22 protein-coding genes and 2 pseudogenes are annotated in these 21,818 nt (G+C 33.8%); 7 read left to right on the top strand and 17 right to left on the bottom strand.

Features of this window, described 5'->3' with window-relative positions; genetic code table 11:
• The 10 genes and pseudogenes from AC1DIT_RS19105 to AC1DIT_RS19060 form a co-directional block, all read right to left on the bottom strand.
• A pseudogene (locus AC1DIT_RS19105) lies at positions 1–803 on the bottom strand (hypothetical protein); the annotation flags it as partial.
• 15 nt (positions 804–818) lie between these two features.
• Positions 819–1,904 carry a hypothetical protein gene (locus AC1DIT_RS19100; RefSeq protein WP_016133022.1) on the bottom strand — a complete coding sequence of 362 codons (1,086 nt, stop codon included), beginning with the start codon at positions 1,902–1,904 and terminating at the stop codon, positions 819–821.
• A 104-nt stretch (positions 1,905–2,008) separates the two neighbouring features.
• Positions 2,009–2,311: a hypothetical protein gene (locus AC1DIT_RS19095; protein WP_016133021.1), complete on the bottom strand. Its 303-nt coding sequence runs from the start codon at positions 2,309–2,311 to the stop codon at positions 2,009–2,011.
• Positions 2,312–2,334: 23 nt separating this feature from the next.
• The gene (locus AC1DIT_RS19090; RefSeq protein WP_016133020.1) at positions 2,335–2,571 is read right to left on the bottom strand and encodes a hypothetical protein; all 237 of its coding nucleotides are present in this window, start codon (positions 2,569–2,571) and stop codon (positions 2,335–2,337) included.
• Between the two features lie 29 nt (positions 2,572–2,600).
• The gene (locus AC1DIT_RS19085; RefSeq protein ID WP_016133019.1) at positions 2,601–3,050 is read right to left on the bottom strand and encodes a hypothetical protein; all 450 of its coding nucleotides are present in this window, start codon (positions 3,048–3,050) and stop codon (positions 2,601–2,603) included.
• Between the two features lie 494 nt (positions 3,051–3,544).
• Entirely contained in the window at positions 3,545–3,793 is a 249-nt protein-coding gene (locus tag AC1DIT_RS19080) for a hypothetical protein (protein ID WP_016133018.1), read from the bottom strand.
• Between the two features lie 102 nt (positions 3,794–3,895).
• The gene (locus AC1DIT_RS19075; RefSeq protein WP_016133017.1) at positions 3,896–4,477 is read right to left on the bottom strand and encodes a hypothetical protein; all 582 of its coding nucleotides are present in this window, start codon (positions 4,475–4,477) and stop codon (positions 3,896–3,898) included.
• 39 nt (positions 4,478–4,516) lie between these two features.
• Positions 4,517–4,918, bottom strand: coding sequence for a TRAG family protein (locus tag AC1DIT_RS19070; protein ID WP_371399240.1), 402 nt, complete (start codon positions 4,916–4,918; stop codon positions 4,517–4,519).
• A gap of 79 nt (positions 4,919–4,997) precedes the next feature.
• A complete protein-coding gene (locus AC1DIT_RS19065) occupies positions 4,998–6,980 on the bottom strand; it encodes a SpaA isopeptide-forming pilin-related protein (RefSeq protein WP_476998349.1) in 1,983 nt (660 codons plus the stop codon).
• 151 nt (positions 6,981–7,131) lie between these two features.
• Positions 7,132–7,341, bottom strand: coding sequence for a helix-turn-helix domain-containing protein (locus AC1DIT_RS19060; RefSeq protein WP_016133014.1), 210 nt, complete (start codon positions 7,339–7,341; stop codon positions 7,132–7,134).
• A gap of 141 nt (positions 7,342–7,482) precedes the next feature.
• Between AC1DIT_RS19060 and AC1DIT_RS19055 the strand changes: the two genes are divergently transcribed.
• Entirely contained in the window at positions 7,483–7,866 is a 384-nt protein-coding gene (locus AC1DIT_RS19055; protein ID WP_016133013.1) for a helix-turn-helix domain-containing protein, read from the top strand.
• Between the two features lie 272 nt (positions 7,867–8,138).
• Here AC1DIT_RS19055 and AC1DIT_RS19050 read toward each other — a convergent pair whose 3' ends face one another.
• Both AC1DIT_RS19050 and AC1DIT_RS19045 read right to left on the bottom strand, forming a co-directional pair.
• Entirely contained in the window at positions 8,139–8,390 is a 252-nt protein-coding gene (locus AC1DIT_RS19050; RefSeq protein WP_016133011.1) for a hypothetical protein, read from the bottom strand.
• A gap of 24 nt (positions 8,391–8,414) precedes the next feature.
• Positions 8,415–9,569, bottom strand: coding sequence for an AimR family lysis-lysogeny pheromone receptor (locus tag AC1DIT_RS19045; protein WP_016133010.1), 1,155 nt, complete (start codon positions 9,567–9,569; stop codon positions 8,415–8,417).
• Positions 9,570–10,060: 491 nt separating this feature from the next.
• Here AC1DIT_RS19045 and AC1DIT_RS19040 point away from each other — a divergent pair, with 491 nt between their 5' ends.
• Positions 10,061–11,056 carry a hypothetical protein gene (locus AC1DIT_RS19040; protein ID WP_016133009.1) on the top strand — a complete coding sequence of 332 codons (996 nt, stop codon included), beginning with the start codon at positions 10,061–10,063 and terminating at the stop codon, positions 11,054–11,056.
• A gap of 554 nt (positions 11,057–11,610) precedes the next feature.
• Here AC1DIT_RS19040 and AC1DIT_RS19035 read toward each other — a convergent pair.
• Complete coding sequence (locus AC1DIT_RS19035; protein WP_154214513.1) at positions 11,611–11,763, bottom strand: hypothetical protein; 153 nt, start codon at positions 11,761–11,763, stop codon at positions 11,611–11,613.
• 257 nt (positions 11,764–12,020) lie between these two features.
• Here AC1DIT_RS19035 and AC1DIT_RS19030 point away from each other — a divergent pair, with 257 nt between their 5' ends.
• Together AC1DIT_RS19030 and AC1DIT_RS19025 are read left to right on the top strand one after the other, a co-directional pair.
• Entirely contained in the window at positions 12,021–12,947 is a 927-nt protein-coding gene (locus tag AC1DIT_RS19030) for a DUF2268 domain-containing putative Zn-dependent protease (RefSeq protein WP_016133008.1), read from the top strand.
• Positions 12,922–13,689, top strand: coding sequence for a MerR family transcriptional regulator (locus tag AC1DIT_RS19025; RefSeq protein ID WP_016133007.1), 768 nt, complete (start codon positions 12,922–12,924; stop codon positions 13,687–13,689). The genes AC1DIT_RS19030 and AC1DIT_RS19025 overlap by 26 nt, the downstream gene beginning before the upstream one ends.
• A gap of 186 nt (positions 13,690–13,875) precedes the next feature.
• Here the strand turns inward: AC1DIT_RS19025 and AC1DIT_RS19020 are convergent, their stop codons facing one another.
• On the bottom strand, positions 13,876–14,454 hold the full coding sequence (locus AC1DIT_RS19020; protein WP_016133006.1) for a DUF3967 domain-containing protein: 579 nt from the start codon (positions 14,452–14,454) through the stop codon (positions 13,876–13,878).
• Positions 14,455–14,839: 385 nt separating this feature from the next.
• Between AC1DIT_RS19020 and AC1DIT_RS19015 the strand changes: the two genes are divergently transcribed.
• Positions 14,840–16,063 carry an Alp7A family actin-like protein gene (locus AC1DIT_RS19015; RefSeq protein WP_476998348.1) on the top strand — a complete coding sequence of 408 codons (1,224 nt, stop codon included), beginning with the start codon at positions 14,840–14,842 and terminating at the stop codon, positions 16,061–16,063.
• Positions 16,064–16,083: 20 nt separating this feature from the next.
• Positions 16,084–16,440: a hypothetical protein gene (locus AC1DIT_RS19010; RefSeq protein WP_016113547.1), complete on the top strand. Its 357-nt coding sequence runs from the start codon at positions 16,084–16,086 to the stop codon at positions 16,438–16,440.
• 269 nt (positions 16,441–16,709) lie between these two features.
• On the opposite strand, the pseudogene AC1DIT_RS19005 reads toward AC1DIT_RS19010, so the two are convergent.
• The 3 genes and pseudogenes from AC1DIT_RS19005 to AC1DIT_RS18995 form a co-directional block, all read right to left on the bottom strand.
• A pseudogene (locus tag AC1DIT_RS19005) lies at positions 16,710–16,907 on the bottom strand (helix-turn-helix domain-containing protein); the annotation flags it as partial.
• A 718-nt stretch (positions 16,908–17,625) separates the two neighbouring features.
• Positions 17,626–18,408, bottom strand: coding sequence for a putative protein N(5)-glutamine methyltransferase (locus tag AC1DIT_RS19000; protein ID WP_033671301.1), 783 nt, complete (start codon positions 18,406–18,408; stop codon positions 17,626–17,628).
• A 934-nt stretch (positions 18,409–19,342) separates the two neighbouring features.
• Positions 19,343–20,194, bottom strand: coding sequence for a helix-turn-helix transcriptional regulator (locus tag AC1DIT_RS18995; protein ID WP_016113539.1), 852 nt, complete (start codon positions 20,192–20,194; stop codon positions 19,343–19,345).
• A 122-nt stretch (positions 20,195–20,316) separates the two neighbouring features.
• On the opposite strand from AC1DIT_RS18995, the gene fabF reads away from it, so the two are divergent.
• Positions 20,317–21,552: a beta-ketoacyl-ACP synthase II gene (gene fabF, locus AC1DIT_RS18990; RefSeq protein ID WP_016113538.1), complete on the top strand. Its 1,236-nt coding sequence runs from the start codon at positions 20,317–20,319 to the stop codon at positions 21,550–21,552.
• The last annotated feature ends 266 nt before the right edge of the window (positions 21,553–21,818 follow it).

Genomic DNA, 21,818 nt, shown 5'->3' with positions numbered 1-21,818 from the left:
GGTTTTGGCTTATCTGGATCCGTTGGCGGATCTACTGGTGGCTTCGGCTTATCTGGATCCGTTGGTGGTTCTACTGGCGGTTTTGGCTTATCTGGATCCGTTGGTGGATCTACTGGCGGTTTTGGCTTATCTGGATCCACTGGCGGATCTACCGGCGGTTTCGGCTTATCTGGATCCGTTGGTGGTTCTACTGGCGGTTTTGGCTTATCTGGATCCACTGGCGGTTCTACTGGTGGTTTTGGCTTATCCGGCTCTGTTGGTGGCTCTACTGGTGATTTTGGCTTATCTGGCTCTGTTGGAGCCACATCTACAATGCTAGCTAAAGACAAGCCCGTATTTTGATCACCAAATGCAAATTGATCACCTTTTACTGTCACTTGTGGATTTCCATCTGTAACAGCCGCAACCACATTATCCTTCGTTGTATCATGAATCGTTTTGTCAGAAGTTTCTTTGTCAAATAGTGCAAGCACACGAGAAGTTGTTTCATCTCCATTTTGAACATTACTTGCAATTGTTTTGTCCTTATAATTCACTTTCTTTTCATCTATTTCTAAAACGTATGCTATATCCTTATCCTGACCTTGAATTGCATTTTCTGTAATTGTTTCGAAATCTTTTTTATTCAGATTCTCTTTCTTTTCATCTGGTTTACTCTTATCAACTTTTTTTGTTATAGCTGACTTACTTTTTGCTGTTTCCTTACTTCCAAACCAACTACAACCAGCACTCCCTAGTAATAACGATCCGCCCACAGCTACAATTCCCATCTGCCTGAATAATTTATTGTAATTTAAAGGCATTTTACGTTTCCCCTCCTACAACTCTTTTAAATCCTTATCAATTCCTTCAATTTTTTTCTTCTTTTCTTCTTCACTAAGAGTGGATTTCTCCACGTCTTTCTTTTGTAACTCTTTCACCTCCTTCATAAGAGCTTTATTCCCTTGTGTTTTCGCAAAAGTAAAGCAATCATCAAATTGTTTCTGACTCACATAGGCTTCAGCTACAAGCTTTTCACGTCTACCATCCATATTGACTTTTGCTTTTAATCGGATCACATCCTTATATTTCTTATTGAGTGCCGCCTTTTCAAAATCAATCACATCATTTTTAATATCAATCTCATTTATTTTTTTCATATTGTCGATACCGATATAGTAAGCTACAACACTCTCAGCGAATTTCGGCTCATATTTCAATGCCTTACTTGCTTTCCCATTCAGCAAATAAGTAAATAAAACAGCCTTTTGGCTATCCTTATCTAAGTCAGCATAATTCACTTTATCGAATTGTTGAGCTGCCTCACCATATTGCTGAACGGCTGCTTTTTGTAATCCTTTGACTAGATAATTTTCAGAACCGGCACTTGCACTAGATGGCTTGGAAGAGAAAATTTTAAAAGCGAAGATAGCCCCAGCACCTACTAAAACAACACTTCCTACTACACTAGCGACAATCTTTAATACTCTTTTATTTCTCTTTACAGGTTTTTCTTTTTTTATTGGTGGTGAACTATATGTTTTTTCTTTTACTTGTTTTGTTTGTTCCCCTTGTTGCTCTTGATACTCATATTCTTCCTCGAATGGAGAATCATTGATTTCACTTTCTAACCTCGCTAACATCTCATTCTTTTGTTCTTCTTGATCTGGCGTTAATTGCATGACGTTCATCTTTTTGTGAATGTGATCAAAAATATCATTTGCATATCCTGAACCCATTGATAGAGTCCCACTGTAAATTTCATTCAAATGTTCATCTAACAAGTCAAAATCTATACTTTCCTTACGCCCCTTTTCCCTAAAAGAATGTTCTAAACGCTTGGTTAATGCATAGGCTTCGTGAAACTGATATTGCTTACTTGAGTCAATTTCTGTTAGATTATTACTCTTAAAAAGAACTAACATAGCGTCTCCTTTCTTCTGTTGATTTCAAAATCCATGAAAAAAGGGCAAGAAAAAAAGCCATACCCTTTGCATAGCTTCCTCATTGCCCTATTTGTATGTTTTAACTATTTGAACCACAGAAACGGAAATAAGATTTGACCAAATTTAATATTGCTATTTACACTGTCAGCTAAATATGTGCATCCCATTACGATAATGAGTCCGGCTGCCCCGCCAATAAACCACCAAATACATTTGTGTCTTCCTCGTTCACCACCCCAGATCAATAGATAAGCCCCCCAGCAAAATACAATCGCTGTACTCACCAATGCCCCCCGTTGCATCCATTTAATAAATGCATTCCCGGTACTGACTAGCCCATCCATCGCATCCCCTAAAACTAACATTTGAGCTAATGTTTCAAACATATACCTTCACTCCCTTTTCATTTTTAAATTTGTTCATTTGCTTCAATCTTCATTTGTTCATTTCCCTTGCTGACTACTTCATTTTCTTGTGATGACGTTGCCTTATAAGCCTGTAAAGCTTTCAAAACCAAATCCTGATGTTCTTCAATACATTTCTGATGATGTAAATGAAGCCAATGGTTATAATCTTGACCATTGGCTTTTAGTAAATTAGATACCATTTCTTTTTCTTTTTTTAGATCCTTTTGCGTAATCGTCACTCTATCACCACCTTTCAAGGATTATGTGATTACTTTTGGTAACGCTCTTTACAACTTTGTATAAAATTACTGACCGCTTTTTCTAAATCTACATCTGACTTTTTATATTTCGAAAAATCGATATCTTTTTTAAGTTTTCCCTTTTCATAGTAAGCTAGTGAATCCCTCCTTTGCGACAAGCCCCAATCGTACGGATTACTTGTTCCTGGAACATCTTTTCGATTTTCATTTAATCCCCTTACTTCTATTTTTTCTTGTTCAGCTAATTTCTTTACAAGATAAATCCAGTCATCACTATGCCATCTATTAGAATTCAGCATAACAAATCCTGTACCATCCTCACTCATGAACTTCTTCATTTCTAACGGACTCAGTTCCATTACCTCCCCTTTTCCTGAACTAAAGACAAATGTTGAACCAATAGCGATTGCAATAAACAGTCCAACAACAGCGGATATAATCCACCCTTTACGGCTCATAAAACTTCCTCCCTTTAATATTTTTTATTTGCGATTTTGAAGTCTACTGAGAAACATTTTGCCTTCAACACCTGTCTTTATAATAACATTAAAAGGAAATAGGGTTATATAATGGAAATGTCATTTGTGGCTGGAATGACGACCCTGTATTGGCATGCATATAAAAGCTAATCCCGACTTAGCTTTTATATGCCCAATACCGCACAACGTATTTTGGCATGAACGTAGAACCTTATGTATCTACCGCTTGTGATGTTCATCGCTTCTTCAGAATGTCAGTATGGGATATTCCTCACGATTACTAATACGCACAGATCTTTGATACACCGTGTTTTTCGTTGGTCACAGATATGAGTTTTACGTACCCACTCTTCTAACGATAATCGTATACCGAATCCCTCTAGTGACCGTTTCAAGGGAGGCACGCAATATTTATTTTTCAAGGAGCCACTTACTTTGTGCCATGTTCTCAGCACACTTCAAAATCGCTTAGGTTATTTACAGTATTGATTTACGGCTATTAATTCCGCTTGTTTATTTTTTCGTTTGGCAATTAAATTTTTATGTTCATCTCTAACCGAACGAACTTGATAATAAATTTGCGCAACCTTTTCAATGTTTCCTGTGCCGTTTTCAATTGCAATTGCACCTTTCAAATCATACGTTTTCCCATCAAAGGTCTTGACACAATGAGCATTGGATGCCGCAAGATCATAAAATGTGAGTCTTTGTTCTTTTCCCATATGATCGCCTCCTATTTTTAAGAAGAAGGGAGAAAACTCCATCTCCCTTGTCTAGTTTTCTAGCCATCTAGATATTGCAAAATAGTACTTGAGAGCTTCAAATCATGCTAGGATCGTTGTGTTGTACGAAGTGATAATGCGTTGCGCTGCTTCTTTTCCATATATGTGTTGTAATGTGGAGTGAGATTCAACTACGATTGAGTTATGAATGTGATATGTAGCACTGTCTTTTAAAAACTGCTCCATATGAGGGATTGGGTACAAATCATATTGATGAAATACAAGATGAATTGGTCTTATATTCTTACATTCTGTTAGATGTTGAAGAAAATTCGATAACGCCTCTCCTCTATCTTCATATGTGCTTCGTTCTGTTTCTACACGGATATAAACAACTACTTTTTGATACCTATCAATTTGAAGTGTTTCATAACCAGCAAATAAATCATGCTCGACTATGTGATATCCTTGTTCTTGCTTCGCTTTATGAGTATCTTCATAAAACATGCCTTTCGGATCAAAAATAAAGATAAAATGATCTTTCGCTTCTTTTACTCTTTCTATAACCGATCTATAAGCCCCGAAACGAGCTTTTATAACACCTGCAACCTTTTCCTTTTCCCCTTCATCCATTTCTTTCAAAACTCTAATTACCTTTGTGTACTTCTTAGCTATACCTAACATGATTGCTCTCCTTCCTATTTCACTTGTATCTACTGGCGATTAATGAAACCAAAAATACTCTTTTTGTTCCTCTTGCTTCTCTCGTTGATGTTTTTCAAGAATGTATAACAAATTGATCACTATCGTATCCCTTGTTTCTTTTGAATATAAACCTAGCTCATGAAATATTGGATACGCTGGGTGCTCATTTTCTAGCGAATCTACTACTTTTACCAAATTTGCTTCACTTTCATATATTTTTTCTATAAACTCAATTACTTTTTTCACATCAAGGTAATACAAGTTCTTATGTTTTTGATCTAAATACAAAATACTTCCTGCTAATAATTTCGTAGCGGATTCTATCCAATAATCATGATGTTTTATTGGTTTGATTACAGTTTGAGCGATTGAAACTGCTTGCATCAGTTCTTCAGAAAGCCAAGCACTTTTGCGCTGCATAACGTCTTCCCCAAGTTTCCCTAAATTCTTCGTTTTACCGACATAGACTCCTGTCACTACATTTCATCTCCTTTTCGGTTTAATTTGCTTTTTTACGATTTCTCATTGCAAATACAAATCCTATTAGAGCAAGTGCGATACATCCAAAGCCAATCCATTTTAAGTATGGGTTCTCAGCTTTACCGCCTGTTGTCGGAAGATTACTTTCTACTTGTTTTGGTGTTTGTTCTAGTTGTGGTTTATTAATAATCTGTTGTGGTTTCTCTGGTTGTGGTGTAACAGGCTTTTCTGTTACTTTTGGTTGTTCTGGTGTCTGTGGTGTTTCTGGCTGTTCTGGTTTTTGTGGTTGGTCCGGTTGATGTGGTGTCTCTGGTGTTGGTGGTGTCGGCTGTTTCTGATCCTTCACCGTATGTTTAATAATTTCACCATCTTCTTTGATTTCAAAAGAGAAGGTCTCTTCATTAATTACGTAACCTTGTGGGGCAAGTGTTTCTCTGTACGTATACTTTCCTGCTGGAAGTTTTTCAAACTTCGCAATTCCTTTCTCGTTTGTTTTCCCTTTTACTACTTCCTCACCTTTCTCGTTATAAATCGTAAACTCTGCTCCTGGAAGTTTATTATTTCCATTTGCTACATCTACTTTTGTAATTTCAAGTGAACCTTTTGCCTGTGTGTTTTTTGCGATTAATTCAATTGTTTTTCCATTCTCAGTAACATTGAAAGGAATTGGATCCTTCACTAAGATATAACCAGTTGGTGAAGATTTTTCAATGAATTGATACTTTCCAAACGGTAAGTTATTAACTTTGATTAAACCGTCTTTATCGGTTGTATATTCCTGAAGTTGATTTCCTTTTTCATCTACAAGGACAAACACGGCACTCGCTAATTTCTTTTTACCATCCTGATCTACTTTCAAAAGTTGCACATTCCCTTTGATTTTTGTATTTTCTACAGTAATTGTTGCAACTTCACCAGTTTTCACTTCAAGGATTTTAGGTTGGTCATTTAATACATAACCAGTAGGAGCTTTCACTTCTTTTAACGTGTACTTTCCAGTCTCTAAACCAGAAAGGCTCGCTGTCCCCTCCTCATTGGTAGTAATCGTGCCTACCTTTTCGTTTGCACTGTTGAATACTTCAAATACAGCACCTTGTAACACTTCTTTTTGCTCTCCTACTTTTATAACCTTTAATCCACCAAGGGATTTCCAGTTTACCTGTAAATCTGTGCTTACTTTTTCCTCTGTTCTTTCTAATAAGACCGTTGCATCCTGAATTTTGTCATTTCCCTTATAGGCTACTGCATGCAACTTAGAAAGATTAGAAGATACTTTCAAGGAAAAAGTACCACTTGGAGAGGATTTCGGTAYMARRATACGGAATTGTTCTCCTARATTGAATTGTTGTTTYKCTTCWCCKTTTGTTGAAACAACTTTTGTTCCAGTTGGTGCATTAGTTAGTCGGACTGCAAATACACCGTTTTTTGCATTACTTTCTACTTGATAGGTTGTCGTCTCAAAGTACTCACCGTTTAGTTTTGCTTCTTGATTGTCTGTTGGTGTTACATTCATGTACAGTTCTTGTGTTTCCTGACTAGCATCTGCCCCAGCAATAATTGTCTTTACAGCTTTGGCAACATTCGCATTTTTATGCTGAACATTATTAATGTCAATTTGCCCTAACGCTGCCCAGACACTAAGTTGTGTTGCGTAATGTGCTTCTTTCCAATTAGAAACACCTAGTTCTTCCGGGCTTTTTTGTGGATACCCATTTAGAAGAACACGATACACAACATTATCTGTGCGCCCCATCTCCGGAAGGTCGTTTCCATTTGGGCTCATTTTACTGTACGTTAAACAGTACGCAATTTGACCATTTGTATTCTTCAGTAATTCTGTCCGTAGTTCTTTCCCGTACATGGGGCTATAACTCCATTTCATTTCATATCTCTCACGATTAATGACTTCAGCACTCGCTTTCGTCAGTGGAAATACAAAATTCAGAACAACTAGAAGCATACTCATAGCAATGAGTAACGTTTGATACCATCGTTTCAACATGACTAACAGCTCCCTCATATATGCAGTTTTCAAAGATCTATATTTTTTAAATTTTCAGATTTATAAACTTAAAAAATAACAATAAAACTATATCTTTTCTTCATTGTTCATTTACAATATAAATGTATAATTATTTTTTTGTGAAAAAGGATTATTCCAACTTTGCTCGATAGTAAGTTGTAAAAAAGAGGCTCTCGATAGGTACTCCAAAAAAATCCGCAATACTTTTTGCCCGACTAGAAATCAGGCCTTTTCTCCCTGATTCTACATCATACAAAGTACTGACTGGGATTTTGGAACCGTTTGAAACCTCATTAATTGTATAGCCCTTTGATTCACGAATTTCTCTTAGAACTGTCAAATGTCTCACCTCCTTATTTACAGTTTATTAGCCTTTAAGCCTAAAGTCAACACTTAAAGTTCATATTTATAACACTTTAGGTGTGAAAATAAGGATAATCTTCTTAAAACCTACTTGTTTAAAATTGGAGTGATAACTTATATGAAAATTGAAGAAAACGTACTAGGAAAAAACATAAAAAAATTAAGGGCTTTAAAAGGAGTAAATCGCAAAGAAATGGCGGAAGATCTTAAAACTACGTATAGGACTGTTTCTAGTTGGGAAACAGGAGAAAAAAAGCCTCGCCTAAACAAGTTAGAAGAAATCGCAAATTATTTTGACGTTAATACGGCTTCTTTATTAAAGAGTGAAATCCCTGATAAAGAATTATTAAATACTATAAAGGGTGAAGATCCTGTTGAACGTCTAGCCCGATTGCTTTATGAAAAGTACATGAGCGTTCCAGATAAACATAAACCTAGAATTGAAGAAGAGTTACTAAAATATGCAAACAAACTAAAAATGCAAATTGATAAAGAAGAATAAGAGGGTCCCTATGATTGAGACTCTCTTATTCTTCTTTACAGCTATATTCTGAGCATAATTCAATAATTTCGCAAAATGTTTGTAAATCCATCTCTTTTATAATCTCTGTAAGCTCATATATACTTAATTTCATGTCTATCCCTCCATTTTTAGATTGTGAATATGGACACATAAATTTCGCAATTCCTTACTTAGAAATTTATAAAACATTTTTTAAAAGCACAAAAGACACCGTTTAAACGATGTCTTTTTTAAATAAATAAGATTAAGAATCAGCCTCCACCACCGGGATCGGCCATTCTATGCATTATGGATCTATTAACTGTATATTCCAAATTAGATTCATATGATTCGAATAAACTCGGAGAGCCTTCACCAGGATCTACATTCATATAAGAAACAAATCGATTATCTACATGTTTAATTTTAAAATAACATTGATACGATACCATTTTATCTGATAAACCATTTACTATTGTTATCAAGAGTAAGGTAACTATTATCAATCTAAATAACTTTTCCACTCAATTCTCTCCTTTCTGTAAAAACTACATTACAGTTTCTAAATATTCATCATATACTCCTTCCGCAAATTTCCCGTACAGGAAATCATTATTTGACTTAAACATATTAATGGATTTCTTTATTAATGCTAAATCATCCTTAGCCATCCCCATATAGCATGTCTGCATTGGTGATAAGTACCCTTTTTTGATTTCAATTTTTTCTAGTATACTTATAGCTTCACTTTTTTTCCCTTCCTTAATTAAAAAAAGCGCAAACTCAGCTGGATGAAGTTTATTAAATTCTATTTTATCTATATCTTTCCACCAGACAATTCTTATAAAATTGATATCGTTTAACGCTATCATAAATTTTAAACTTTCTTTCGCCCCACTCAAAATATCTAAAGCTTCCAAAAAGAATTTTAAAGACTTATTGTAATCAGAGAACATGTAACTTTCTCCACGCCTAATATTCAAAAACGCTTCCATGACCGGGAAAAACTTCAGATCTCTATATGTTCTTAAGTATGTATTATGTTCTTCAAAATCTTGACACATATCTGTTCTTAAAAGAGAATAACTCCATAGTTCTTTTACCCAAAAATAATATAAATTCTTTAAATAACTATTAGTCACTAATTTCATATTATTTTCAATCCTAATCTTATATCCTTCCATCAATCCAAAATCACCTAAATCACATAAAATTAGCATACTAAGTATGTCACAATAGATTTCTATATCGTAATTTTTTTTATTGGTTATGGTTCTCGCCTTCTCGATATCTAAATATATATTTTTAACATTCTCTCCATCCAAACGGGCAATATATAAACTAAAAACCTTTTCCAATCGCTTCATTTCAATGTCGTCACTTTTCTTACATAATTGCGAAATAAACTTCATTAATTTCAAGTAATCATTTAAATGGGCAATTGCAAATGCAACTTTTATATTTATATTCATTCTATCTTTTAAAGTACTTAAATAATTAATAATCATTTGTTCTTGCTTATCTTTATCATTTTCAAAAACAATATATACAATTTTGGAAAAGGTGTACACTGATAATGCATTATCCTTGTTAAGATAATTTGAAATGGTTGATTTAGCAACACCAACTTCTTTTGCAAGGTCTGTGTATGTCTTATTCTTAAATGATATGTAATCATCAATTTCTTTAGCTAGATTCTCCATATATATTCACCTCTTTTTCAGCGGTATTCAGTTGAGTTTATAAAATATTCAGAGATATATGCATTTAAGGCGATTATATCATAACTAAAAACTCCCTATTTTTCTCATTTATTAATTGAATATTCAGTTAATTTTAGGCGAATGGATAATAATTTTATCTATATTTTTCTCTTTAGCATTAAATATGAACTTTAAGTGTTGATATTCTTCAAACGGAATTGTAGAATATAAATAACTTATCTATGTACGCAGGTTCTATAAACCAAAACAAAAAAAAACCCCACCGTCCAGTTTTTAATTGGCTTCTAGTTTGGCGACCGGATCCAATCAAAAACTCCAAAAGATAGGGTTTTAATTCACACTACAAATGTATGTGTTTTTCTTTAGTATCATACTTGATATTAAAATTATATCATAAGGTGCATACGATGTGAATATAAAACCTTTGTTTTCCTGTTTATTTGTGGTGGGAAAAATAGGAGGTTTTTTCTGTGTTATTGCACAACTTTTTGCTCAGTCGAGCAAAAGCCGAATTAAGTCCCCGAATCAAACACTTATCCAAAACACCTGGGGCTATTAATCAAGCAATCAAGAAAGTTACTACTTATATTGATAATATTGTCCTAGAATATGAGGGTGTTACTACAAAAGATTATCTTACCAAACGAAAATATGAAGCATTAGAAACAGTTTTATCCTATTTGGTACAAGAAGGGTATTCTCAAGTAAAGCAAGATCATATCAGCAAAAARTCAGGKATTTCAAAACCMATTATTAACTAYGTGTTTAATTGGTTACAAGACTTGGGAGTRTGCCAACAAATCAAAGTACGAAGACATGGTAAAATTGCCCCTTCAATTTACATTTTAACTCTACATAACAATTACTTAAAAATCATTGAATATTTCAAGGTAAAATGGGCTGTAGCAATTGATGTATGTTCTACTTTCACTAAATTTTTAAAGAAGAGGCTCTTTAAAAAAGCTGTTGAATCCAAGCATGAGGAAAAGAATATTTTATCTAATGGCATATATATTTTAAATTTTGAAGAAATAGAAAAACCAAATATTAATACCAAAAACACTACTGATAGATCCCAAGATTTAGATGGTTATTTAAGTGAAGATCAGAAAAAAGCCTATCGCTATATAACAAGTCAACCAGTAACATATTTAACCAAACAGGACGCTTATACTATAGCCTTAAGAATGCCGAAAGAAATTGATCGTTATCAAAGATGGGATTTTGAAAAATGCGTTGAATGGTTTGAATATAATCAAGCTGAAATAAGTAATCCTGCTCATTTTATGAAAATGTTCGCTGAAAAATCTAAACAAAGAAAAGAGCGTAACGATTACGAAGTAAAAGAAGCCTTAACTAATATGGAACACGAACAAAAATACGAAAGCAAACTTCCACTTATAGACTGGCTTAATAGCAAAAAAATGGATTCCATTTTGCAAAAAATGGGCGCTCTAAATTCCTAATTAAAAAAACATCTAAAACCCCGCCTTGCTCAAAAAAACGGTAATTAGCAAGGCTATTTGTCTTGTATTCTTATAACCTCCAAGCAACCTATCCTTTTTCGACACAAAGAAACTCAAAACACCTCTCAGTTCCTATGATTCTCTCTCATTTTCTAGACTATTCTACTATGAAATTTACACTTACATAAAACTGAAAATTCACTTATTTACTAACAGATTAACCTTGAATTTTACTAAGATAAAATCTTGAATCGCTTGGTATATTTAGCCTAGCATCTCTAAAATAGATTCTAATGTTTATAATGGTTTTATTTTTTAAACAAGACTTAATAAATATAGTATTCTATCCTAAAAGAACAACATTATAGGTATTTTCTTTATTTAGCGATATGGTTTTAATAATATTCATAAAACTATATGTATAATTGTAAGTTTGAATTGAAATTTGATCATTAATATTGAATGTACCAATAATTTTTAATCAAATATTCCCCCATCTAAACAAAAAATAATGGCTATTTGTCCGAATATATAATCATAAACATATCCCTTTTCTATTCCACTATTGAAAATAAGAATTTTTCTAGCTCTTTTTTTGATAACCTACTATTTGTGACGAAAATTTGATATTCATTTCTATTATCTTGTGCTGGTACAATCACTCGCATACCAATTACATCCCCGTGTTTATATTCACCTAACGTCACTTTGCAACCATTCATTATATAGTCTGATTAACCCACAGATTAATTACAATAAAGTTGTTCACCATTCGGCTTTGAAGGTATTTTTAAGTACATTCAACGTCCAAACTAAGCTAAGGTACTTACAAGTGAAGGTGTCCTATTAATATTTCAAAAAACACCTAATCCCATCCTCCTACTATATTTTTAGTTAACCCCCTTGACTATAACGCTACGTCATAGTGCATAATTTTAACTATATTAAATAAGGGGTGAAAGAAATGAATATAAAATCATTACGCTCAGATAAAATATATCGAAAAATTTCACAAGCTTCAAAAGAGGAAAAGGTTGAGTTATACAGACAAGAAATGTTGGCTCCGTTTATGGGGAAATGGAAAATTCAACATGTTCCTTTTAAAGCTGAGGAGCCAAATAGTTTTGATGTTATTACATTGAATAATATAATGAGCATTTCTCCTACTCAGATTACAAATGAGATTACACCAGAATTAGAATTGATTTCGTCTGATTCTTTTTGGTCTGAGTGCACAGAAGCTGTTAGGGAAAGCCTTCATTTATTTAGAGAGCATGATGTGAACCTTCGTGTATCCGATTACTTGTTCACGATTCTATTAGGGGATCCAAATAGCCCTTCATTAATGTTAAATGAAGGATATAGTGGTGATGGAGGTATCCCTGGCTATATTTTGTGTACTCTTGTGCCAAATGAATACACAATACCTCGAATGAAAGCTGCTTTAGCACATGAATGTAATCATAATGTTCGATATCAATTTATTCAGTGGGACCATACTGTTACTTTAGGTGAATTAATTGTTAGTGAAGGGTTAGCAGAAAACTTTGCTACTTCTATTTTTGGGGAAGATCTACTCGGTCCTTGGGTATCGAAAACAACTATGGAAATGCTTAATAGACATATTAAACCTGTGCTCAAGGAACAATTACAATTAACAGGATTTGATAAAATTGCACCGTATCTTTATGGTGACGAATTAGCAAAACTTCAAAACTATATGCCAGTCAATATGTCTTATGCTGCTGGTTATGCCTGTGGATACTATTTAATTAAATACTATTTAGAAAAAACAGGTAAAAATATCTTTGAAGCCACAATAACTCCTGCCAATCTAATATTAGATGAAATAAAAGGATTTTGGGATGAAGAAACAATTATTAACGGTTAAAGATATTGTCCAAATTACAGGCATAACAAAAAGAACCTTACAATATTATGATAAAATAAATTTATTAAAGCCAATTTACTTAACAGAAAATGGTTATCGAATCTATGATAGGAACAGTTTAGCAAAACTTCAAACGATTCTATTTTTTAAGGAAATGGACTTTTCTCTAAAGGAAATTGCGGATATTTTGAAACTTACGAGAGAAGAACAGCAAAAATTATTAAAGAAGCATAACCAAACTTTATTGTTTAAAAAACAACGTTTAGAAACAATTATTACTACGGTGGATGAGTATGTATCAGGAAAGGATATCTACAATTTAAATATTTTTAATAATTCATCCATTTTACCATTACAAGAACAATATGCTCATGAAGCGAAATTCATCTATGGAGAAACAGAAAAATACAAAGAATTTGAGGGGAAACTGAAAAAACTCTCTCCTAGTGAAAAAGCGAACATATTTTCTGAATTTGAACTAAACATGGAAAAAGTATTTAGAAAAATTGCATCCTGTATTAATCAATCCCCTTCTTCCGATAAAGTACAGAAATTAATTGTAGAATGGGAAAGTTATCTCGAACAATCTATTGTATGTGACTCTGAAATGTTGACGTGTATTGCAAATACGTATAAATTTGATAATCGATTCAAAAATTATATAAATCAATTTAGTAATGAAGACTTAGCTGAATTTTTATATAACGCTATTATAAATTATACCAATAAACAGAATCGCTAATTTCATATTTTTATTGTCACTGCACACCTTCATGGAGTTGCCTAAAGTTATTCTATTTTCGACTCCATCTTAACTTTTTTCAAAGCGTGTCGACTTTATTTCAAATCCACAATATCAAATTTATAAAAAAGTAGGGAAGCTTGTAAAAACATACAAGCTTCCCTACTTTTTTATAAATTATTTAAGTTATTTTTTAAATAATTTAGCGAACCATGATTTTTCTTGTTGAGTAGATGCAACTAATTTCTTAGTTTCTTGTATTTCACGAATTACTTCTAATAGCTGTTGATCTCTGTTATTTATTTTCCCATCAATATTCTTTTGTTGTTCATCAACCTTATTCAGTAACGTTTGATTAGTTTGTTCTAAATGGTCTATACGCTTTAAAAGTTCCATATTCATAGCTTTTTGCTCTTGAAAATATATAGAAACCTCTTTCATACTTTCATACATCGTCTGAATAATTGGCTTCGTTATTTCGTCGTCTTCATCACTCTCTTCTACTACAATATAAGCTACATTTTGTTTTAACATCTGTTCTATTATTTCCGGTGGCTCTTGTGCATCTTTCATATTAGCAATTAATTTAAAAAGCTCTAATGCTTCTTGTTCATATCTCAGTGTTCGTCCCTTCGTCCCAGCGACAGTTGGTAAATATGGTTTGAATTGATCCCGCCAGGCTTGAAGAGTTGTCCGTGGCCTTCCAAGCATCCTTGCCATATCTGCAAGGGAATATGTTTTCTTGTAAGGTTCTTCCCTATCCATTTCATCGTCCTCCCCTCATCGTCATTTGTTATTATCGATGTCCGACATGTTGTCATTGCATTGTTATTGATTATCATCCATGTCGGTCATGTTGTCATTACGTTGTTATTGATCATCATTTATGTCGGTCATGTTGTTGTTTTACTGTTATTCATCATCATTTATGTCCGACATGTCGGCGTCTAACTGTTATGTGTCTAATTCGTTTGAAAGAAGGTATTTCCTTGTTTATTTTGAATTTTTTAAGTGTATAGGTTAATTAAATAATAAGTACGATTTAAGTCTTACTTATTATAAAAAGTGTTCTTATTTTTGGTTAAATGTGCTAAAATATAATCAAAAGTATCACTTAAGTCGTACTTAATGTATGAAGGAGGAATTGCAAATGAAAATTGGAAGAAAAGTAGCGGATTTCGGAAATAGTTTTAATAATTTCATGGTGGATGGTTATTATATTGAACTTGCAACGAATGTAGTTAAAATTCCAAAGAAAAAAGCTGAGGATTTACTTGTTGATCGTATTTCTAGACCGGAAGATTTACTAGATAGATTATTAATTTCTACTGAAATTGATGGTGAAGAATCTTTCTATTTAGTTGGACAATTAGCTGAAGATAATCAATTAGCAAACTCTCATGTAAATAAGATGCACGATAAAATTAATAGTCCTATCCCTTACATAAGCTTTTTAGGAGCAATTGCATATTATCATGCCCTTAACGCCGAGCAAGAAGATAATGAAGTTGAAATTGAAAACATGAGTATGATGCTTCCAATCTGGCTTTTAAAACGCGAAGAGAAATTTAGCATTGCTCATAAAAAAATGGAAGAAAGATTTATCGGTGAACATAAAGTTAAAGTGTTAACACCAGGAATGGAAAGAGAACTAACTATTACAGTTAATTCAGCAAAATGTAGAAATGAATCAGAAGTTGCTAGACATTCTTTAAAATATAAAATGGTTTCAAGAGATCAGAATACAAATGTAATTAGTATTGAAAAGCGATATGAATCCGAGAGATTCGATGACTATGAAGTGGTTTTAACTGATATTGGTGGCGGTTCTACAGATGCTGTGCAATTAGGTAAAGGACTCACTACACCTAAGCACAGAGATTCTTTCCAAGTTATCGATATTGAACCATTCTTAGGATACCTAGAACGCTTTAGAAAAGAAAAATTGATTCAATACTTTAAAGATCTAAGAACATTAGAGAAATTTATWGTTAATAAWTATAAAGCACAAAAGTATGTACTATCGAATGAAAATACTGGTGAAGAATATGATTTCACATCTGAAATTGTAGAAGCACTAAAAGAGTATGCAAGAATTGTAGTTGCTAAAATTCTTGATGTATTCATTCCCTCTAGTACGAATACAGTATTGAAATTTATCTATATCGGAGGCGAAGCACCAGTTTTAGAACCATATATCCGTCTTGCTTTATTGAATCATATGTCTGAAACGGCTGCTAAAAACAATCACTTCTTCTTGAATGATATTATTCAAAATAGCGAGAAAGAGGTATTTGCTCCAACTTCACGTACAATTAACCTAGCTGCATTAGAATTAAAAGCAATTGATGAAATGAAGGGGCAGTTAGCTTAGAATAAAGGGACGTGCAGATAATGGCTAAAAATAGAAAAATGGCATTACGTGCTGATAATATGCCTGAAGATGTATATAAGATTCTTAATGAAAAAGCTAATAGTAGGCAATTAACAGCATTTGTTGTTGAATTAGTACAAAATGAAAAACGTTATGAGCAACTGCTACAGAAATTAGATAATGTAGAACAGAGATTAAATCTTTTGGATACAGTTGAAAATAAATTGAATCTTCTTCTTACTAATGGACTTGTTCCCGTACCGAAACAGGAAGATCTAAAAACGGAAGAGCCCGTACTTCAAGAAGGTAAAATTATTGACGCTAGGGAAGTACTTGGTGGGATTTCTGAAGAAGATAATGAGGAAATGGATTTTTGATTAATACGAGTATGGAGTGACAATAATGTGATTCATTCTATACCTTGTAACCTGCATTACTACGTTATAAAATTGAATTATAACAAGAATAAAGCCGTTTAAAAGTAACGAAGCAAAAACAACTAGACGCATAATAACATGATGGAGTGCTTACTAATTAGAGAAAGCACTCCATTTTTGCATTTTACATATGAACAAATGTTTGAAAAGTCTTGCAATTATAAACTAAAAAAATTATTGTTGGTATTACTTTTTCAAAACAGTTAATCTTTTTTCAAAACGGTTAAACTTTCTTTTGAACTACTCACAGGATAGGTTAATCCTTTTCCTGTTTCTTTATAGGTATCATTCCAAAGAGCAAGAAAATGGTTAAATACAAAGCGGGTGCACCCCATGGTTTTAGCAATTAATATTTCTTGTTCTTTATTTGGATAGATACGAAATTTATATGCTTTATTTACTAACATGGGTTGCACCTCACTTTCTTGTATGATGCCTACAGTATACTAAAAAACGTCGGCTTACGCCTACCGACATTCATCTCCCACCTAAAATTGGTGTTTCACACCTTCACATTTTTGAGGAAGGAGTCTTCTGTCGGAAAACGATAAATAATCTCTTTTGAAATCAATGATTTAGGCATTATCTGTTAATTCTATGACTCTATTGTATGCACCACATTTTACTGCTGTAATCTTTTTACAATATAAAAAATATCCCTATTTCTATAAATAGATATCTCCCTATATCCCTATTTTCGATAGCGAAAATAGGGATATAGGGGATTTTTTGAATAATAACTGGAGTAGTATAAATGGCAGATTCTATTGCATGTAATAACTATCACTACTAGAATCCTTCTTTATAATATAGAAATAGGGATATAGGGATTTTTTTAGAAAATAACTAGAGTGATATATGTAAAATGACAATAAAGCTATTTAATTTTAAAAGCTCAAATAAGCATAACCCCATCCTAAATCTAGAACGGGGTTAAAAATAAAGTTGTTTAATTTTTGATGTAAGATACTTCACTACACTAAAAAATATAACAATAAAGTCGTTTAAAAATCTAAGTTTTCTTCAACAATAGCGCCCTTTAATTGAATAAGGATTTTTTGTTTATTTGTATATTGCTAGGAAATTATCATTTCATTTGTGAATAAGACTATGTGCTGATTTATGCTAAAAACCAGAATTCGATCCTATAACGACAGTAGCGTCTAGTTCCTCGTCTCTAGCCACTTTCGTGGTAAGCCCAGCACCAGCAAAGATTTCAAAGGTCTGAGTTGCCTGCATTTCGCTCGTCTCTATTAAAAGATGTCCTCCCGGTGCTAGCCAGAGAAATGCTTCTTTTGCTACTCTTCGCTGAATGTCAAGTCCATCCTCTCCTCCGTCAAGCGCCACCTTCGGTTCATGTAGGCGAGCCTCCTGTGGGAGCAGCTTTATTGCCTCGGTAGGAACATAAGGTACGTTCGCAACTAGGGTGTTCACATGGCCTTTAAGTGAGTGAGGCAGAGCTTTATACAAGTCACCTTCAAAAACATGGCCACCGAAATCTGTTACGTTGCGGCTTGCACATCGTACTGCGACAGGGTCAATGTCAACAGAATACAGTTCAACTCGTCCTAAAGCTGCCGCCAGTGCTACACCCACAGCACCTGACCCGCAACATAGATCAACGACGATATCACCAAAACATGACAGAGCTTTTGCCTGGTGAACAAGAAACTCAGTACGTTGACGAGGCACGAAAACGCCTCGGTCCACTTCTATCCGCAACCCACAGAATTCTGCGTATCCAACAACATATTCAAGTGGTAAACCATCGGCTCGCATTTCCACCATTTTCTTGAGGTCCTCTGGAGTTCGTGCCTCTGAAATAAGTAACCGGGTCTCATCTTCTGCGAAAACACAACCCGCGCTCTGAAGCCTGTTAATTATACATTTTTCCGTTTTATTGTCCAAAAAGAAATTAAATTCTTTTCCTATTTATCTCACCACTTTTGCTTATTTATAACCCTGTATTCGTTAAAAATTGGAGATATCCTTTTTCAACAAAATGGTCCAATTCAAAAAAATACGCCCTTATCCAATTAAATGGCCCTTTAACGGAATAACTTATTGCCACTCAACAGTTCCTTAATCTATCTTGCAATTCAGATGTTATTTTCCTTTTCACTATAAAAACATCCCTTTAGATAACCATCTAAAGGGATGTTTTTATAAACCTCGCGACTTTCTTTTAAATTCACAGTAGAAAATCAATTAACTCCCGAACAGAAAAGTAAATTTAAATTATTAAAAGAGATCCCTCCATTGTTTATAAGCCAGTAGCGCCATTCTTTTTATCTCTTCAAAATCTGGAATATCCTTTATTTTCATTGTAGTTAATCGCCTTTGACATCAATGGTTTAGGCATTATTCGTTAATTCTATTATATGTACCACATATCATCGCCTTGCTCTCTTCCTGTAATATAGAAATATCCCTATTTCCATAAGTCGATATTTCTATATATCCCTACTTTTTGTTATCAAAAATAGCGAAGATACTGTTGGTTTGTAATAAAGTTTGGTCAAAAGCATGCTACAAAAATTGATTTTTCAACAGAAAAAACCCAAACATTTTGAAAAAAGTTTGATCAAAATGCTTAGGTTGTTTGTTGCTAGTGAATAATTTTTTATAAAAAAGTTTAATCATTTTCCATTATTCCACAATCGCGCCCTATAATGGAATAACGAAAATAGAAACACGAATGCAAATTAGCTTATTTTTTTCAACTAACGCCATCCGCCCGTGGAACAAGAGGGCAACAGTAAAGTTAACTCTTTTTCCCATAAGGAATAATGACTTCGTTTAGTAATTAGTATCATTTCGCTAGTGTAATGAAATTACTTTATTAATTTTCAACGGAAACCCTCTTCATTAATCGCTTTAATTTATTTTCTGTATCTGTTTCCTCTACTGGTGTATAGATACTGCACCGTAAATCCATATCACCTTGAACCTGAAGAGAAGTTAAATTAAACAACATTTTGCCTGCTTTAGCATGTCTGAATTCAATTATCATTTCTGGAGCCTTACTTACTTGACTTTCTTGCCATAAATCCTGGAATTCTGAATGTGAATGACTCATTTCTTTAATAAATTGGTTGTACCATTCATCGCCTAAATAGTGTCCATAATAGGTACGGAAAATAGCAAGAAAACCTTTAGCAAAATGTTCCCAATTGACGGCCAATGTTTTAAATTCTTTTCTTGTGAACACTAAACGAATCAAATTTCTTTGATCATTCGGTATTTGTTCAAAATCTAAAAAAACATGAGCAGCTGCAGGATTCCAGCCCACAATATGGCAATGTCGATTCGTAATGATAGTCGGACAATATTTTAATTCAGCAAGTATTCGTTTTAAAGAAGGATTCAGCTCTGATTGATCATTTTTTGGATTTGTAATTTCCGGCTTTGCCTCTAATGCCAGGTTATATAAGTAGTCTCTTTCATCATTATTTAATTGTAAAGCTGTAGAAATACAATCAAGTACGATCGAAGAAACTTTTATATCCCTTCCTTGCTCTAGCCATGTATACCAAGTGGTACTTACACCTGCTAATTGTGCAACCTCTTCTCTTCGTAATCCAGGTGTCCTTCTCCGGGTTCCGGCAGGTAAACCAATAGACTCAGGCTTAATTTGGGCACGCTTAGCTTTTAAGAATGTCGACAAAGCTTCAATCCTAGTTTTATCATTCACTTTTAAAACTCCTTATCATATCAATTTAACCTAGTAGTAATTATACCAGGATAAACTATCCCTTGTAATAGGATAAAAAAGATGTAAAATACTAGTAAATTATTGATTTGGAGGGATGAAAAGTGGAACGAGTTGTGATTACTGGTATGGGGGTAGTTTCCCCTATAGGAAACAATATCCAAACATTTTGGAACAATTTGATTAACGGGGAATCTGGTATATCCACTATTGATACATTTGATGTTACTAATCATAAGACAAAAATTGCAGGTATCGTCCAAGATTTTGATGCAGATGAAGTTTTAGGAAAGAAAGAAGCAAGACGTTTAGATCGTTTTTCTCAATTTGCTTTGGCTGCAGCTGAACAAGCTTGGGCAGATTCTAAGTTAGACCTCGATCGTATAGATGTAGAAAGGTTAGGCGTATACGTAGGTTCAGGTATAGGAGGAATTGAAACCTTGATTAAAAATATTGATGCGCTTAGGCAGAAGGGGCCAAGAAAAGTCAGCCCAACTCTAGTACCTGCCATGATTTCTAATGCTGCTGCAGCACAAATTAGTATCAAGTGGAACGCGATGGGACCTTCTATGTCGCCTGTTTCTGCTTGTGCAATTGGAAATACTGCTATCGGAGAAGCCTTTAGACTAATTCGCTCTGGAGAAGTTGACGTTGTGTTTGCGGGTGGAACAGAGGCAGCTATAACAGACTTATCAATAGCAAGCTTTGGTAATGCTACAGCATTATCAACAAGAAACGATGATCCCACTAAAGCTAGTCGTCCATTTGATGAAAGTCGAGATGGATTTGTCATGTCAGAAGGAGCTGGAATTCTAATCTTAGAATCTTTATCTCATGCTTTGCGTAGAGAGGCAAAGATTTATGCAGAAGTCATTGGATATGGTGCAAGTTCAGACGCACACCATATCGTAGCTACACATCCGAAAGGTAAAGGTGCCTATCTTGCAATGAGTTCAGCTTTAAAAAATGCCAATATATCGCCTGAAGAAATTGATGTTATTAGTGCCCATGCAACAAGTACAAAAGTGGGAGACATATCTGAAACGATGGCTATTAAGCAGCTGTTTGGAAAACAAGCTTATCAGATTCCAGTAACAGCTAATAAATCTATGCTTGGTCATATGTTAGGGGCAGCTGGTGGAGTTGAAGCAATTGCTTTAGCAATGAGCATAAAGGAAGAGATAGTTCCTCCAACAATTAACTTAGAAGATCCTGATCCATTATGTGATCTAGATTATGTACCGTCTGTTGCTCGCCAAGTGAAAATAAATACGGGTCTATCTAACTCATTTGGCTTCGGAGGTCATAATGCAGCTATTATTTTAAAGAAATACGAGTGAATAAACTTTCTCTCGTCAATCTAACCGTTTCTTCTAGAAATGGTTAGATTTATTCAATTAAATGGCCCGATTATTGAATAGAATGAAAAGTAAATAATCTCTTTTGACATCAATTGTTTAGGCATTATCCGTTAATTCTATAACTCTATTACATGTACCACATATCATCGCTGTGCTCTTCTCTACAATATAGAAATATCCCTTTTTCTATAAGTAGATATTTCTATATATCCCTTCTTTTGTTACCAAAAATAGCGAAGATACTC

The sequence above is a fragment of the Bacillus sp. 05T22 genome (assembly GCF_056396765.1).
This window is presented reverse-complemented; position numbering and strand designations above follow the sequence as displayed.